This window comes from Pseudomonas sp. SbOxS1, assembly GCF_013416725.1.
Classification (GTDB): Bacteria; Pseudomonadota; Gammaproteobacteria; order Pseudomonadales; family Pseudomonadaceae; genus Aquipseudomonas.
Genome location: NZ_JAAVXC010000014.1, coordinates 25,776 through 41,906, shown reverse-complemented (window position 1 = coordinate 41,906; position 16,131 = coordinate 25,776). Strand labels below are relative to the sequence as shown.

The following is a 16,131-nucleotide window of genomic DNA, read 5'->3' as shown; positions in this document are numbered from 1 at the left end:
AAAGACCCTGGCGGAGCTGGCTGTGAACCGGGCGCTGGATTCTATTGATCCGCAGGCGTAAGTCCGACAGGTTGAGCCACCAATACCGGTTTTTCAGCCTTGCGCAGCACCGGCATCTCCAACCGTGCTCGCCCGTAAAACGCCAGCGCCGTCAGCAGGCACGCCAGCCACACGAAGATCCCGGCCCAGAAGGTGTGGGACATGTAGTGCCAGCCCTGCAACACCCGCGTCGTGCCATACACGAACCCCAGGGCCAGCGAGCCGTACATGAGCGCCTTGGCATGGCGCCAGCGGTAACGGCGTGCAACAAAGTACAACGCGAGCATGGTGAAACCGCCGGAGGCATGCCCGCCCGGCCAGCAGCGCCCTTCCCCCGCGACCTTGAGCAAATCGAAATTCTCGTACCACTCCTTGTGTTCGATCTTCCCGCCGTACTGGGTGGTCTCGATCGGGCAATACACGCTGGTATGGCCCTTGAGGTAGTGAATCACGCCGGTGCTGATGGAGAAGGCAAACACCACGTAGAGGAAATCACGACGATGCCTGGTGGCAAAGCGCAGTACCGGCGCGACTTTGATCTTCTCCAGGAAGGCGATGATTTTCGCGTGTTTTTCGGCCTTCAAACGCGGCCAGAGAAACGACAGCAAGGCACCGATGATGGCGATTTCGCCGGTCCAGTTAGGAATGATCCGCGCCCATTTATGGGTGATTTTTTCGAACAGGTGCACATGGTCCAGGGGGAACGTCTGCGTCACCGGGTCAAAAAAAAGATCGTTGAAGGCGATGTCGATCCGGGTCAGGTCGAACATCAGGAACACCACGACCGCGCAGGCCAGTGGGATACCGAAGTTCAGCCAGTAAAAGCGGGAGCGGGAAGCCGTCAGCATGGTGCGTCCTGATTCAGAGAGTGAATTCATTCGGTGGTCACCGATTGCCAGTCCGAGGCCTCAATGAAGCCGAGTACGCGTGGCGCTTGCAGCGCTTGGGCGGTGACAAAAAGTGCGGAGCCATAGCCGAGGGTCGAAGTCGGTAATTTGAGATCCTTTTGCAGTTGCGCCATGCATTCGCTGTGCGTCACCAGGATCAGGTTGCGCCCGGCAACCTTGTGCGCCAGGGCGTCGCGCAACATCGTGCCCTTGCAGTTGATCAGCCAGTCGTCGCCGGTGCCGACCTTGTTGAACATGTACCCGCTCGTCTGTGCCGTACGCACCATCGGGCTGTTGTAGATGTCGGCCTTCCCCAGTCCAAGCTGCTCGAACCGCGCACCGACGGCCACCGCAACGCTGCGCGAGCGATCGGTAATGCCATCGTTGCCACTCAGGCAGGGCGCGCTGGAGTGATCGCAACGTTCGACATGGCGCACCAGCACGATCATGTCGCCCTTGGCCCAACCCGCCAACAGCGCCCGCGCGCCCTCCACGTTGCCATGGGCCAGGTCCGGCACGGCGGCAGGACGTAGCAGCAATAATGTCACGGGGATCGCCAGCAGCGCCGAGGCCAGCACCACGAGCGCATTGCGATAACGGGCAAAACGGCTCAGGTCGATCGAGCGGTTTATTCCGAACAGACTCAGTCTCAATTCCACATCAAGCCGCCTCGCCGGCATGCAGCCCTTCATTCGATCCCGCGAGGGTAATGAGGGTGGCGTCGGCAGGCAGTGAAACAGATGTGAAAAAAAGCTTAAGCCTGCGGCAAAAAACTTGTTACAGATTCCGTCCGACAAAATCCTTTCAGCTCTCGTGATTGCTGCCGATACAGACCTGCAACCCACCTTGCTGGCGCCTAAAAACAACAATCTTCCAGCCAACCGACGATCAAGAAACACACGTTCCTGGAGGAATTTTGATGAATAGCTGGTTCGGCAACATCAGCGTGAACCTGAAACTGGGCCTGGGCTTCGGCCTGGTCCTGGCCCTGACCTGCATCCTCGCCCTGACCGGCTGGACCAGCCTGGGCAGTTTGATCGACCGCAGCAACTGGATGAGCGACATTACCCAGCTCAACGCCGGCCTGACCAAGCTGCGCGTGGTGCGCCTGCAATACATGCTGACCAACGGCGACGAAGCCACCGCGCAGAATGTCCAGGCCACGCTGCAGGCCTTTTCCGATCAGCAACAAGCCTTGCTGGCCAAGTTCAAGAGCCCGGAAAACCTCAAGCTGCTCAAAGAGCAAGGCACCGTCATCGACGCCTACAAGACGTCCCTGGCCAAGATGCGTGGCGCCTACCGCACCGGCAACAGCGCCCGCGACGTCATGGGCGCCAACGCCGAAACGGCCAGCACGTTGATCGACGATCTGAACAGCCGCGTGCAACAACTGCCACCGAGCGATCAGCGCTTCGAACAGTTCCAGGCCATCACCGCCGCCAAACAAGCGTTCTTGCTGGCCCGCTACGAAGTACGTGGCTACACCGCGACCACCAATGCCGAAACCGAGCAAAAAGCCGTCGCCCAACTGGACGCCGCAATAGCCAGCCTGAAACAGCTCAACGTGCATCTCACCGACATCCAGCCCGAGGCCCTGCGTCAACTGGAGACCGCGCTGGGCAACTACCGCAGCGCCTTGCAGGCCTACAAAGCCGCGAACAGCGATGCCGTACAGGCGCGCAAGGAAATGACCGACCAGGGCGCGGCCATCGTGAGCCTGAGCGAGCAGCTGTATCAGATCCAGCTCGACCGTCGTGACGCCGAAAGCGCCCAGGCGCGTACCCTGCAACTGATCAGCGCCCTGCTGGCGTTGTTGGTGGGCATTATTGCCGCCGTCATCATTACCCGGCAGATCACAGGCCCCTTGCGCGAGACCCTGGCCGTGGTCGATCGCATCGCCAGCGGCGACCTGTCCCATGACGTCCAGGTGACACGCCGCGATGAGCTGGGTGTCTTGCAACAAGGCATTGCGCGCATGGGCGTGACCCTGCGCGACCTGATCAGCGGTATCCGCGACGGTGTCACCCAGATCGCCAGCGCGGCCGAGGAACTGTCGGCCGTGACCGAGCAGACCAGCGCCGGGGTCAACAGCCAGAAAGTCGAGACCGACCAGGTCGCCACCGCCATGCACGAGATGACCGCCACCGTGCAGGAAGTCGCGCGCAATGCCGAACAAGCCTCCCAGGCCGCCGCCGCGGCGGATGGTGAAGCACGCGAAGGCGACAAGGTGGTCGGCGAAGCCATCACCCAGATCGAGCGCCTGGCCAACGAGGTGGCGCGCTCCACCGAAGCCATGGGCCTGCTGCAACAGGAAAGCGACAAGATCGGCAGCGTCATGGACGTGATCAAGGCCGTGGCCGAACAGACCAACCTGCTGGCACTCAACGCCGCCATTGAAGCGGCACGCGCCGGGGAAGCCGGTCGCGGGTTCGCCGTGGTGGCCGACGAAGTGCGGGGCCTGGCCCAACGCACGCAGAAATCCACCGAGGAAATCGAAGGCCTGGTGGCCGCCCTGCAGAACGGCACCCAGCAAGTGGCGACCGTGATGAACAACAGCCGCACCCTGACCGACAGTAGCGTGGCCCTGACCCGCAAGGCCGGCGCCTCACTGGAAAACATCACCCGCACAGTGTCCAACATCCAGTCGATGAACCAGCAGATCGCGGCCGCTGCCGAGCAGCAAAGCGCCGTGGCTGAGGAAATCAGCCGTAGCATCATCAACGTGCGTGATGTATCGGAACAGACCGCTGCGGCCAGCGATGAGACGGCCAAGTCCAGCGTTGAACTGGCGCGGTTGGGGAATCAGTTGCAGATGATGGTCAGCCACTTCCGCGTCTGACGTTCATTGCGCGGGGAATGAACGATCCATTCGCGAGCAGGCTCGCTCCCACAGGTTCAATGAGCATCCTGTGGGAGCGAGCCTGCTCGCGATGGCGATATGACAAGCAACCTATATGCCCGCATCAGCGAGCAGGCAGATTCAACTCCACACCACCTTCGGATTTGAACCGATTGTGTATTCGAGTCCCCAAGCCACTCACACAATCCTTCTGATTGAGTGAGTGCCCAAGAATAATGCGAGCCTCTTCCTCCATCGACCGACCGTTGGTGTCTGCCGCTACGCGCAGTAACTCAAAAAGCCGAGAGTCAAAATTACTGATGGTGATGCTGGCCACAAGCGCCTCCCGAACTTATCAAGATCATCGGACGACACTAGCACGAAGCCTCCTCTGGAGCTGCCGCAGGTTGCGATCTTTTAGCGTCACACAAATCCTGCGCGCAAATCCCCTTCCCGCGCCAAAAACCGCCCTTCCCTGCGCCCGTTCGCCTGACCGTCCTGGTAACTCAACACCCCGTTGACCCACACGCCATCGATGCCTTCGGCCGCCCGTTGCGGATCGTTGAAATCGGCGACATCGCGAATGGTCGCCGGGTCGAACAGCACCAGGTCGGCCCAATGGCCTTCACGGATCTCGCCCCTTTGCTTCAGGCCGAATCGCGCCGCCGACAACCCGGTCATCTTGTGCACGGCGGTGTGCAGGGGAAACAGGCCTACGTCACGGCTGAAATGGCCGAGCACCCGCGGGAAGGCGCCCCACAAGCGTGGATGGGGAAACGGGTCTTCCGGCAGGCCATCGGAGCCGACCATCGACAACGGGTGCGCCAGGATTCGTCGCACATCGGCTTCGTCCATCCCGTAGTACACAGCGCCAGCCGGTTGCAGCTGGCGGGCGGCCTCGAGCAAGGACAGGTTCCACTCGGCGGCGATATCCATCAGGTCGCGCCCGCCCATCTGCGGGTGCGGCGTTGACCAGGTGATGGTGATGCGGTGGGCATCGGTGACTTGCTTGAGGTCCAGGGTCGAGGAACTGGCGGCATAGGGGTAGCAATCGCAGCCCACCGGGTGGGTTTTCGCCGCCTGTTCGAGGGACGCCAACAGTTGCGGGCTGCGCCCCCAGTTACCGGCGCCGGCACATTTGAGATGGGAAATGATCACCGGGGATTGCGCATGGCGGCCGATCTGGAACGCCTCGTCCATGGCTTCCAGTACCGGCTCGAATTCGCTGCGCAAATGGGTGGTATAGACCGCGCCGAACGCCGTCAGCTCTTCGGTCAGTTGCATCACTTCCTCGGTGGATGCCGAGAACGCACTGGCGTAGGCAAGACCGGTGGACAAGCCCAGGGCGCCAGCCTCCAGGCTTTCGCGCAACTGCTCGCGCATCGCGGCAATTTCGTCGGCCGTAGCGGTGCGAAACAGGTCGTCGAGGTGGTTGCTGCGCAACGCGGTGTGGCCCACCAGCGCGGCGACGTTCAGTGTGGTGTTCGCCGCCTCGACCGCCGCACGGTAATCACTGAACTTCGGATAGACAAACGCCGCAGCGCTGCCGAGCAAGTTCATCGGGTCCGGCGGATCGCCGCGCAGGCTCACCGGCGAGGCGCTGATCCCGCAGTTGCCGACGATCACCGTGGTCACGCCCTGGCTGATCTTGGGCAGCATCTGCGGCTGACGGATCACCACCGTGTCGTCGTGGGTGTGCACATCGATGAAGCCGGGCGCCAGCACGCGACCGGCAGCGTCGATTTCCTCGGTGGCACGGGCATCCTGCAAGTCGCCGATGCGCTCGATGCGACCATTGCGGATCGCCACGTCGGCCAGGTAGCCAGGGCTGTTGCTGCCGTCGATGACCAGGGCATTGCGAATCAGCGTGTCGTACATCATGTCAGTCTCCCAGCGGCAAGTGATCGTCGCCGCCGCGGTAATCGTCCAGGGCGAGTTTGATCCGCCGCAGGCGCTCTTGATTGTCTTGAGGATTGGCCAGTGCCAGCTCGGTGGCAAGCACATCGATGGCCAGCAGCATGCCGTAGCGTGCCGCTGTCGGTTTGTAGATGAACGAGGTCTCGGCGCTTTGCAGCGGCAGCACGATGTCGGCCAGTTGCGCCAGCGGCGAATCGCCTCGGGTGATGGCCAGGATGGGCGCGCCGTAGCTGCGGGCCAGCTCCACGGTTTCCAGCAGTTCAGGGGTGATACCTGTCAATGAACAGACGATGACCACCTGATCGGCACTGAGACTGGCCGCCGTGATCCGCATCATCACCGCGTCGTGACAGACCGCGATCGGGTAGCCAAGGCGCACCAGGCGCACCTGCAACTCATCGCTGCACAAGGTCGAGCAGCCGCCCATGCCGAAGGCGTGAATCATCCGCGCCTTGCCCAACAGTTTCACCGCATCGGCGAATCGCGACTCGTCGAAGGCCGACAGGTGCTGGCGCAGGGTCGATTCGATGTCGCCGACGATCTGCCCGTAGAACGCCGACTGATCCGGTGTGCCCGCCGGGTCGAGAAAACGGCTGCCGACGCCACTGGCCTGGGCCAGTTGTAAACGCAGGTCGCGCAAGTCCTTGCAGCCGACCGTGCGAGCGAAACGCGACAGCGTGGCGGTGCTGACTTCTGCGCGCAGCGCCAGCTCATCCAGGCTTGCGGAGGCGGCAAACCCCACATCGTCGAGCATCAGGCGCGCGATGCGTCCTTCTCCGGCGCTGAAGGAATCCTGGCGGGCGCGGATCTGGTAGAGGATGTCCATGGCAGGCGGCTCCGGTTAAATCAGGTAGGAAAGGCCCACGGTCAGGCCGAAGGCGACGAGCGAGATCAGGGTCTCCAGCACCGTCCAGGTCTTGAAGGTCTGGGTCACCGTCATATTGAAGTATTCCTTGATCAGCCAGAAGCCGCCGTCGTTGACGTGGGAAAAAATCACCGAGCCCGCCCCCGTCGCCAACACCAGCAGCTCCGGATGCGGATACCCCATCGCGATGGCCACGGGCGCGACCACGCCCGAGGCGGTGGTCATGGCCACGGTGGCGGAACCGGTGGCGATGCGCATCAACGCGGCAAACAACCAGCCCATCAGCAACGGCGACAAGTGAAATTCGTTGGCCAGGCCGACGATCTGGTCGGTGACGCCGGCATCCACCAGGATCCGGTTCAGGCCGCCGCCGGCGCCCACCAGCAAGGTAATGCTGGCGGTCGGTGCCAGGCATTCGTTGGTGAACTTGAGGATCGACTCGCGATTGAAACCCTGGGCCAGGCCCAGGGTCCAGAAGCTCAACAATGTCGCCAGCAGCAATGCGATGACCGAGTTGCCGATGAACAGCAGGAACTGGTTGAGGCCCGTGCCCGGAGTGGAAATCAGGTTGGCCCAGCCGCCGATCAGCATTAGCACCACCGGCAACAGGATAGTCGCCATGGTCAGGCCGAAACTCGGCAGGCTATCGCGCGGTTCACGCTCGAGGAACTGCCGCTCCAGCGGGTTTTCCGCCGGCAACTGGATGCGCGGCACGATGAACTTGGCGTACAGGGGACCGGCGATGATCGCCGTGGGAATGCCGATCGCAATCGCATAGAGCAAGGTCTGCCCCACCGACGCCTGGTACACCTGTACCGCCAGCATCGCTGCCGGGTGCGGTGGTACCAGCGCATGCACCACCGACAGGCCGGCAACCATCGGCAAGCCGACCATCAGGATCGACACGCCAACCCGCCGCGCCACGGTGAACGCAATCGGCACCAGCAACACGAAACCGACCTCGAAGAACAACGGCAGCCCCACCAGGAAGGCGATGCAGACCATCGCCCAATGCGCGTTCTTTTCGCCGAAGCGGTCGATCAAGGTGCGCGCCACCTGCTCGGCGCCGCCGGACTCGGCCATCATTTTGCCGAGCATGGTGCCCAGCGCCACCACCAGTGCGATATGCCCCAGGGTCTTGCCGACACCCGCCTCATAGGCCCCGACCACGCCGGACGGCGGCATGCCCGCCACCAGCGCCAGGCCGATGGAAATCAGGGTGATGACGATGAACGGATTGAGCCGGTAACGGGCGATCAGCACGATCAGCGCGATGATGGCGATGGCGGCGTACACCAGCAGCCAATAGCCGAAGGACAGGGTCATGCGGTACTCCTCGAGAGGGTCACGTCGAAAGTTTTGTGAAACTCTTAAAACATTTCGAAGCGTTATTTTCAAACGAGGTGAAAGTAATTTTCGTGCAGAGGTAAGGGATGTCGCTTAGAGATATGCCGTGTCGCGATTAATGAAAATCAGGCAGGCGGATTTTCATGACCTCACTGATCGTTCCCACGCTCTGCGTGGGAACGATCATCGGCCAGGCGGATTTCAGTCGTGCTGCACCCGGGCACGCTTGAGCAGTTTCTTGCAGCGCTCGGACAGGCCCAGCACCCGCAGGTGCTTGCCAGCCTTGCTGTAGCGCTCGCGCAAGGTATCCAATGCCGCGATGGCGGAGTAATCGACGAAGCTCAGGTGGCGACAATCGAGGGTCACTTGCGCAGGGTCGTTGGCCGGGTCGAACTGGTTGAGAAACGGCGTGGTCGAGGCAAAAAACAAGGTGCCATGCACGCGGTAAAGCTTGCTGCCGTCGTTTTCCAGGTGACTGTCGGCGTACAGCTGCCGAGCCTGCTGCCAGGCGAAATTCAGCGCAGCAATGATGATGCCGCACAACACCGCCGTGGCCAGGTCGGTGAACACCGTGATCACCGTCACCGCGATGATCACCAGCACATCGTTCAACGGCACCTTGTTCAGCACCCGCAGCGAAGCCCAGGCGAAAGTTTGCTGCGAGACCACAAACATCACCCCCACCAACGCCGCCAACGGAATACGTTCGATCAGCGGCGACAGGAACAGGATGAACAGCAGGATCGACACACCGGCGACCACACCGGACAACCGGCCACGCCCCCCGGAACTCAAGTTGATCACGGTCTGCCCGATCATCGCGCAACCGCCCATGCCGCCGAACAGACCGGACACCACGTTGGCCGCCCCCAATGCCACGCACTCGCGATCGGGGTAGCCGCGGCTCTCGGTGATTTCGTCGGTGAGGTTCAGGGTCAGCAACGTCTCCAGCAGGCCGACCATCGCCATCAGGATCGCGTAGGGCGCGATGATGTGCAGGGTTTCCAGGCTCCAGGGAATGTCTGGCAAGGCAAATGTCGGCAAGCCACCTGCAATATGTGCCATGTCGCCCAGGGTGCGGGTTGGCAGGCCGAGCAAGTAAACCGCCAGACCCACCCCGAGGATCGCCACCAATGCCGGCGGCACCGCGCGGGTCAGGCGCGGCAGCACATAGACAATCGCCATCGTCACCGCCACCAACCCGATCATGTAGTACAGGGGCGTACCGCTCAGCCAGGTCTCGCCGCTCTTGAAATGCTCCAGTTGCGCCAGGGCAATGATGATCGCCAGGCCATTGACGAAACCGAGCATCACCGGGTGCGGCACCATGCGCACCAGCTTGCCCAGGCGCAACAGCCCGAACGCCGACATGATCAACCCGCCCAGCAGCACCGTCGCCAGCAAGTACTGCACACCGTGCTGCACCACCAGCGCGACGATCACCACCGCCATCGAGCCGGCAGCACCCGACACCATGCCCGGCCGACCACCGAACAACGCGGTCAGGGTGCAAAGGATGAACGCACCGTACAGCCCCATCAGCGGATTGAGATGAGCCACCAGCGCGAAGGCGATGCATTCGGGCAACAGGGCGAAAGACGTCGTGAGGCCAGCGAGGGCATCAGCGCGTAGATGTTTTGGTTTCATGGGGGACCGCATGCAGGGAGTCGCAGAAGGAGTGTGCGGATGTTACGGAATAGAGGGCGGCCCGGCCAGTTGTGAGACCTTGAAAACGCCATCGCGAGCAGGCTCACTCCTACAGTGGACCGCGTTGTCCAGACGGGCACGGTCTAATGTGGGAGTGAGCCTGCTCGCGATGGCAGCAACTCGGTGTTGAGCGGACTCACACCATCTCGTTACGAATCCACTCCAGCACCGAGGTACGCTTGGGCACCCAGCCCAGCAATTCCCGCGCATGCTTGCCGCGAACCCGGCTGTTGGAGCCCAGGCCATAGTTGGCCATTTCATAACCCCACTCGGCTTCGGCGTCCTTCAACGGCCAGTCTTGCGGCTTGCCCAGGTTCAACGCCTCGGCGATTGCCGTGGTCATGTCGATGAAAGACGCTTCACCGCTTTCGACGAAGTAGAACGTGCCTGGGACATTTTTGGTCAGCGCCAGCAGGTACAGCGACACCACGTCTTCGATGTGCACGTTGGACCAGATGTTCTGCCCGGTCCCGACATGGCGGACCACGCCGCTTTTGCGCGCCTGTTTGAGCAAGCGCGGCAACTGCACGCTGTCGCGATTGACGCCCAGGCTGTGGCCGTAGATCAGCGTGTTGCAGATGACGGCCGAGTTCACGCCATCCTTGGCCGCGGCGAGGATCAGGTTATCGATGGCCACCCGTGCGGCCTTGTCCACGGTGGGTTCCGGCAAGTTGTCCTCAACGTAGATGACGTCGCTGGACTGACCGCCCGAGGCATCGCCGACGATGCTCGAACCGCTGGTGTGCAGGAATACTTTGTTGGAGCCGCGCAGGGCATCGAGCAAGGCTTCGACAGCGCCGCGATGGTCGCTGCTGGCGGCGTTGATCACGGCGTCGGCGGCCCGGGCCTGTTCGGCCAATAGCGCGCTGTCATCCAGTGTGCCGGTGATTGGCGTGATGCCCAGCGCCTTGAGCTCATCCGCTTGTTCGGCGTTGCGCACCAGACCGGTAACGGTGTGGCCGGCCTTGACCAGGCCGGTGGCGATGGAGCCACCGATAAAACCGGCAGCACCGGTAACGAATACGTTCATGGAGTAACTCCCTGCGTTGATAAGTGATGCAACGAGTATCAAGCAGCGATCCCTGACGAAAAATCCCTGCTGACCCAATTCACTCTTGCGCAGGAATCACGAATCAGCCGCTGAAATCCGTGGAAGCGTAAACCGCCAATTTGCCCTGGATGAAGTCGAGGAAGCACTGGATACGCAAGGCCAGTTGCGAGTTGCGGTAGTACACCGCGTTGATCGGCTGGCGATAGCCGCTGTTGAACTCGCCCAGCAACACCTTCAACCGTCCGGCACGAATGTCTTCGATGGTCATGTAATGCGACAGGCTGGCGATGCCCTGGCCTTCCAGTGCCAGATGGCGGATGGTTTCACCGCTGGACGCGCTCAGTGACGCCTGGATCGGCCAGCGATCGCCATGCACGTAGCGCAGCGGCCATTGGTTGAGGCCTTCGTTCTGGGTGAATCCCAGCAGGGTGTGTTCGGCCAGGTCCGCCACGGCGGTCGGTGTGCCGTGTTTTTCCAGGTACGCCGGGCTTGCGACGATGTGCAGCGGACTGCAACCCAGGGAGCGGGCGTGCAGGGTCGAGTCGGCGAGGGTGCCGATGCGGATGGCAATGTCGGTGCTTTGCTCCAGCAGGTCGATGATCAGGTCGTTGCTGTTGAGTTCGAGCTGGATATCCGGATACAGCCTACGGAACTCATCGATGTAGGGCACGATGGCGTGCAGCATGAACGGCGACGCGGCGTTGATGCGCAAACGCCCGGACGGCGTTTGCTGGCGCGAGGACAAGCGCTCTTCGAGTTGATCCATCTGATCGAGAATCAGCTTGGCGTGCTCGAAGAAATACTTGCCCTCCTCGGTCAGGTCCATGCGCCGCGTGGTGCGGTTGATCAACGTGGTATCGAGCTTGGCCTCCAGCCGCGACAGCGTGCGGCTGACCGCCGACGGCGTCTGCCCGACCTGCTCGGCAGCCGCGGAAATCGACCCGCACTCGATCACGCAGACGAAAATCTGCAACTCATCGGATCTGGCTTTCACGTGTGTTCCTTATCGATAACTTGCGGCGCACATCAATTGCTTTTCGTAGGAGCCCGGCTTGCCGGCGAAAGCGACCTCAAGATCGCCTTCGCCGGCAAGCCGGACTCCTACAGGTTCTGGTTCCAGTTATCGATAGTAGCGGAGCATCAAGCCTTCAGGCCAAACACCTCGGCCAGATGCTGCTCATAACGCACCACATCGGCCTCGATGTTCGGGCGCTTCATCACGTCCACGCAGAGGAAAGTTGGCAAGGCGGTCATGCCGAGGAATTCGTTGGCCTTGTGGAACGGGAAGTACACCGCGTCCACGCCTTTGGCCTCGAAGAAGTCGGTTGGGTCGTCGAAGGCTTGCTGCGGCGCGTTCCAGGTCAGCGACAACATGTATTGCTTGCCTTGGATCAGGCCGCCACTGCCGTACTTCTGCGAGGCGTCGGAACGGGTGCGGCCGTCGCTGGCGTAGAGGCTGCCGTGACCTTCGGTGAAGACTTCGTCGATGTACTTCTTCACGGTCCATGGCGCGCCCATCCACCAGCCGGGCATCTGATAGATGATCACGTCGGCCCAGAGGAATTTGGCGACTTCTTCAGCGACGTCGTAACCCTCGTCGATGAAGGTGGCTTTGACATCCACACCGCCGCGATCCAGCACGCTCAGCGCGGCTTCATGCAAGGTGGTGTTGTAGCGGCCATCGGAGTGGGCGAATTTTTTACCGCCATTGAGCAGCAGGACTTTTTTCATGGGAGGTCTCGGAAGGGTCAGGAATCGGATGGCGGCAGAGTAACGATCTGCCTCGCGCGGAATAAGCGCCGATTTCGCAAAATTCATTTGACCCAGACGCACGAATCAATAGGCGATTGTTGTCTTAGACTGGCGCCGATTCTGACTTGAGGAGTGTTTTCCAATGAGTGAAATGCAAGGCTTCATCCTGCACGCCAAGACCCGCCCGGAAAAATCCGACGCCTTCGAAGCGTTTTTCAGCGGCTATGTAGAGGCGAGTCGCGCCGAACCCGGCTGCATCGAGTACCACATGCTGCGCGACAAGCAGGACCCTACCCTGTTTATTTTCTACGAGGTCTGGCAGTCCCAGGCACACCTCGACGTGCACTCGAACCTGCCGCACATGAAGCAGTTCCTCGATCAGCGCGACGAGTACCTGGAACGGGATTTCGAGATCCGCGCCATCGAAATGATCAGCCCGTCATCCGCTAGCCGCTGATCAACAAATGGCCGCCGAGCAACCCGAGGCCAATGAAAAATACGCGCTTGAACAACAGGGCGCTGATCCGCTGGCGCAGCCACTGCCCCAGCCACATGCCGAGTACCGCCGGGATCAGCGCCAACAGCGACGCACTCAACTCGCCACCGCCGAGGGCGCCGCGCCATAGCAGTCCACCCGCAAGGGCGAGGGTCGAGACGGTGAACGACAGGCCCAATGCCTGCACCAGTTCGTCCCTGCTCAAGCCCAGCGCCTGCAGGTAAGGCACCGCCGGAATCACGAACACACCCGTGGCCGACGTAATCACACCTGTCAGCACGCCGCACAACGGACCTAGCCAGCGCTCATGACCCGCGCCTACACGCAAGGTCGGCAGGAACAAGCCACTCAGCGCATAGAGCAACAACGCCGCGCCCAATCCGCGCACCACCCAATGCCCACCCGCCATGCCGATCCACAGCGTACCCGCGCCAGTGCCGATGAAAATCGCCAGCAACATCGGCCACAGCCGCTTGATCAACCCGCGCAGATGCCCGCCGAAAGCCAGCTGCCAGACGTTGGTCAGGGTGGCGGGAATGATCAACAGTGCAGCAGCCTGTGATGGGGCCATAGCCAGACCGAGCAGGCCCATGGCGATGGTCGGCAGGCCGAGACCGATGACACCCTTGATCATACCGGCCAGCAGGAAGGTGGCAATGACCAGCAAAGACAGGGTCAATCCGAGATTCTGGTAGAACGAGGCGAGTGTATTCATGGGGCTATGGTGAGGCTGGATGGGCCGGATGAAAATCTGCCATATACTGAGGGTGCCTCTTGATTTGGCAGAGGCTTAGGTAATCGCCGTGGCTGCTGACGCCTTCGCGGGCAAGCCCGCTCCCACAGTGGATTGCATTTTGCCAATGGGAACTCGGTCACCTGTGGGAGCGGGCTTGCCCGCGAAGAGGCCCGCCAAAACGACACACCTCCTGAGGCCGTAACGATGCACTTCGACCTGACCGACCTGCGCCTCTACCTGAACATCCTCGACACCGGCAACATCACCGCCGGTGCCGCGCGCAGCCATCTGTCCCTGGCCGCCGCGAGCGCACGAATCCGTGCGATGGAATCTTCACTCGGCACCGATTTCCTGGAACGCGGCCGGCGCGGCGTATCCCCCACGCCGGCCGGTAAAGCCCTCGCACAACACGCCCGGGTCCTGCTGCAACAGGCCGACCGCATGCAGCAGGACCTGGCCGAATACGCCAAGGGCGTCAAAGGCCAGGTGCGGTTGCTGTGCAACACCACGGCGATCACTGAATACCTGCCGGAGTTGCTCGCCGACTTCCTGCGCGAGCACCCCAACCTCGACATCGACCTGCAGGAACGGCCCAGCGCACGCATCACCCACGCCTTGCGCCAGGGTGCCGCCGACCTGGGCATCGTCTCCGACGCGGTGGACACCCACGCCCTCGAAACCCTGCCCTTTCGCGACGACCCGCTGGTGCTGATCATGCCGCCCGGGCATGCGCTGGCCGACGGCGACCCACCCAGTTTCAGCGATACCTTGCAGCACGACTACGTGGGCCTATCCGCCAATAGCGCACTCGCGGTGTACCTCGAAGAACAGGCGTTGCACGCGGGTATGCGCATGCAGATCCGCATCCGTGCGGACGGCTTCGACGGGGTGATTCGCATGGTGGCTCGCGGCGCCGGGCTGGCGATCGTGCCGCTGGCGGCGATCCAGCGCCGGGCACTGGATCAACCGCTCAAAAGCTTCGCCTTGAAGGAGGACTGGGCTCAGCGAAAACTGCTGTTGTGCGCGCGCTCATTCACTGGCCTGCCCGGTTATGCCAGAGCGCTGCTCGAGGCGTTGCTCACTGAGTGAGGCCGGTTTTGGCTTCCTGAAAAACAGGCCGTAGACCACCGTCAGCAGCACCAGGAACGGCACGCCGAAGACCAGGGTCATCTTGAAGGCTTCGGTGAAGTAGGTGGTGATCATCACCGCGCCCATCAGCACCAACCCCAACCACGTGCTGTAAGGGAACAGGCGCATGCGAAACGACAGTTTTCGCTCACCGTGACGCTGGTGATAACGACGGAAACAATAGTGCGTCAGGAAGATCATGAACCAGGTGAAGATGGCGCCGAACATGGAGATCGCCATCATCAAGGTGAACGAACTTTCCGGGTACAGGATGTTGAGCAACGTCGCCAGGGCAATGCCCGAGCTCGACAACAACAGTGCGTTCAGCGGAATCCCGGTCTTGCTCAACTTGCCCATGGACTTGGGTGCGTAACCGCCACGGGACAGGCTGAACATCATGCGCGTGGTGATGTACAACTGGCTGTTCATCGCCGACAGCGCGGCGATCAGGATCACGAAATTCATCACCCCGGTTGCGCCGGGAATGCCGATGGCTTGCATGACCGTGACGAACGGGCTCTGGGCATGGCCGGCCTGGACCCACGGCACGATCGCCAGCATCAGTGCCAGGGTCAGCAGATAGAACACCACCAGCCGCACGATGGTCGCGCGAAAGGCTTTCTTCACGGCCTGCTCCGGGTCCTGCGCTTCACCGGCGGCCACGGCGATCATCTCCACGCTCAGGTAACTGAAGATCGACACGATGACCGCGACCCACATGCCTTGCAGGCCATTAGGGAAAAAACCGCCGTGGGCGGTGTAATTGTGCACGCCGTATTCCGGGTTGCCGGAACCGAACACCACGTACACCGCGAGAATGATGAAGCCGACAATCGCGCCGATCTTGATGGTCGAGAACCAGTACTCGAAAGTGCCGAAGGTCTTCACGCTGATCGCATTGAGCACGATGAGCACACTGGAGAACGAGACGATCCACACCCACTCCGGCACGTTGGCAAACCAGTACTTCATGTACATCGCCACCGCCGTCACTTCCGTGCCAACCGCCAGCACGATCGCCGCCCAATAGGCATAGCGCACCAGGAAACCGGCCAGCGGGCTGACATAGAATTCGGCATAGGCACCGAACGAACCGGAGGTCGAATGGGCCACGGTCATTTCCGCCAGGCAGCCCATCAACAACAAAGTGATGATCGCGCCGATGGCGTAGCTGAGCAGCACGCTGGGCCCGGCATAGCCGATCGCGTAGGCACTGCCCATGAACAGCCCGGTGCCAATCGCACCACCAATGGCGATCATGCTCATCTGCCCTGACGTCAACTGACGCCGCAACCCCTGTTCACGGTTGGATATCGTTTCAAAACCGGCGTTATCGGTCATTTTTATGTCCTCTGAATATTGTCTTT

General features: G+C 61.6%; 15 protein-coding genes. 3 read left to right on the top strand and 12 right to left on the bottom strand.

The window, feature by feature from the left end:
• Positions 1 to 41: 41 nt before the first annotated feature.
• Together HFK74_RS16040 and HFK74_RS16035 are read right to left on the bottom strand one after the other, a co-directional pair.
• Entirely contained in the window at positions 42 to 887 is an 846-nt protein-coding gene (locus HFK74_RS16040; protein ID WP_180204357.1) for a phosphatase PAP2 family protein, read from the bottom strand.
• A 26-nt stretch (positions 888 to 913) separates the two neighbouring features.
• Positions 914 to 1,585, bottom strand: coding sequence for a histidine phosphatase family protein (locus HFK74_RS16035; RefSeq protein WP_180204356.1), 672 nt, complete (start codon positions 1,583 to 1,585; stop codon positions 914 to 916).
• Positions 1,586 to 1,845: 260 nt separating this feature from the next.
• Between HFK74_RS16035 and HFK74_RS16030 the strand changes: the two genes are divergently transcribed.
• Complete coding sequence (locus tag HFK74_RS16030; RefSeq protein WP_180204355.1) at positions 1,846 to 3,765, top strand: methyl-accepting chemotaxis protein; 1,920 nt, start codon at positions 1,846 to 1,848, stop codon at positions 3,763 to 3,765.
• Positions 3,766 to 3,889: 124 nt separating this feature from the next.
• On the opposite strand, the gene HFK74_RS33190 is transcribed toward HFK74_RS16030, so the two are convergent.
• The 8 genes from HFK74_RS33190 to HFK74_RS15995 form a co-directional block, all read right to left on the bottom strand.
• On the bottom strand, positions 3,890 to 4,102 hold the full coding sequence (locus tag HFK74_RS33190; RefSeq protein WP_368738164.1) for a plasmid stabilization protein: 213 nt from the start codon (positions 4,100 to 4,102) through the stop codon (positions 3,890 to 3,892).
• 86 nt (positions 4,103 to 4,188) lie between these two features.
• Complete coding sequence (locus HFK74_RS16025; RefSeq protein ID WP_180204354.1) at positions 4,189 to 5,646, bottom strand: amidohydrolase family protein; 1,458 nt, start codon at positions 5,644 to 5,646, stop codon at positions 4,189 to 4,191.
• A 1-nt stretch (position 5,647) separates the two neighbouring features.
• Positions 5,648 to 6,508, bottom strand: a complete 861-nt coding sequence (locus HFK74_RS16020; RefSeq protein ID WP_180204353.1) for a MurR/RpiR family transcriptional regulator — start codon at positions 6,506 to 6,508, stop codon at positions 5,648 to 5,650.
• A 15-nt stretch (positions 6,509 to 6,523) separates the two neighbouring features.
• A complete protein-coding gene (locus HFK74_RS16015) occupies positions 6,524 to 7,873 on the bottom strand; it encodes a gluconate:H+ symporter (protein ID WP_180204352.1) in 1,350 nt (449 codons plus the stop codon).
• Positions 7,874 to 8,095: 222 nt separating this feature from the next.
• The gene (locus HFK74_RS16010) at positions 8,096 to 9,541 is read right to left on the bottom strand and encodes a SulP family inorganic anion transporter (protein WP_180204351.1); all 1,446 of its coding nucleotides are present in this window, start codon (positions 9,539 to 9,541) and stop codon (positions 8,096 to 8,098) included.
• A gap of 196 nt (positions 9,542 to 9,737) precedes the next feature.
• The gene (locus tag HFK74_RS16005; protein WP_180204350.1) at positions 9,738 to 10,631 is read right to left on the bottom strand and encodes an NAD-dependent epimerase/dehydratase family protein; all 894 of its coding nucleotides are present in this window, start codon (positions 10,629 to 10,631) and stop codon (positions 9,738 to 9,740) included.
• Between the two features lie 103 nt (positions 10,632 to 10,734).
• Positions 10,735 to 11,646 carry a LysR family transcriptional regulator gene (locus HFK74_RS16000; protein ID WP_180204349.1) on the bottom strand — a complete coding sequence of 304 codons (912 nt, stop codon included), beginning with the start codon at positions 11,644 to 11,646 and terminating at the stop codon, positions 10,735 to 10,737.
• Between the two features lie 146 nt (positions 11,647 to 11,792).
• On the bottom strand, positions 11,793 to 12,383 hold the full coding sequence (locus HFK74_RS15995) for an NAD(P)H-dependent oxidoreductase (protein ID WP_180204348.1): 591 nt from the start codon (positions 12,381 to 12,383) through the stop codon (positions 11,793 to 11,795).
• A 163-nt stretch (positions 12,384 to 12,546) separates the two neighbouring features.
• Between HFK74_RS15995 and HFK74_RS15990 the strand changes: the two genes are divergently transcribed.
• Complete coding sequence (locus tag HFK74_RS15990; RefSeq protein ID WP_180204347.1) at positions 12,547 to 12,861, top strand: putative quinol monooxygenase; 315 nt, start codon at positions 12,547 to 12,549, stop codon at positions 12,859 to 12,861.
• On the opposite strand, the gene HFK74_RS15985 is transcribed toward HFK74_RS15990, so the two are convergent.
• Positions 12,851 to 13,615 carry a sulfite exporter TauE/SafE family protein gene (locus tag HFK74_RS15985; RefSeq protein ID WP_180204346.1) on the bottom strand — a complete coding sequence of 255 codons (765 nt, stop codon included), beginning with the start codon at positions 13,613 to 13,615 and terminating at the stop codon, positions 12,851 to 12,853. The two genes, HFK74_RS15990 and HFK74_RS15985, sit on opposite strands and share 11 nt — an antisense overlap.
• 225 nt (positions 13,616 to 13,840) lie before the next feature.
• On the opposite strand from HFK74_RS15985, the gene HFK74_RS15980 reads away from it, so the two are divergent.
• On the top strand, positions 13,841 to 14,725 hold the full coding sequence (locus HFK74_RS15980; RefSeq protein ID WP_180204345.1) for a LysR substrate-binding domain-containing protein: 885 nt from the start codon (positions 13,841 to 13,843) through the stop codon (positions 14,723 to 14,725).
• Here HFK74_RS15980 and HFK74_RS15975 read toward each other — a convergent pair.
• Positions 14,666 to 16,105, bottom strand: coding sequence for an amino acid permease (locus HFK74_RS15975; protein ID WP_180204344.1), 1,440 nt, complete (start codon positions 16,103 to 16,105; stop codon positions 14,666 to 14,668). The genes HFK74_RS15980 and HFK74_RS15975 overlap by 60 nt on opposite strands.
• Between the last annotated feature and the right edge of the window lie 26 nt (positions 16,106 to 16,131).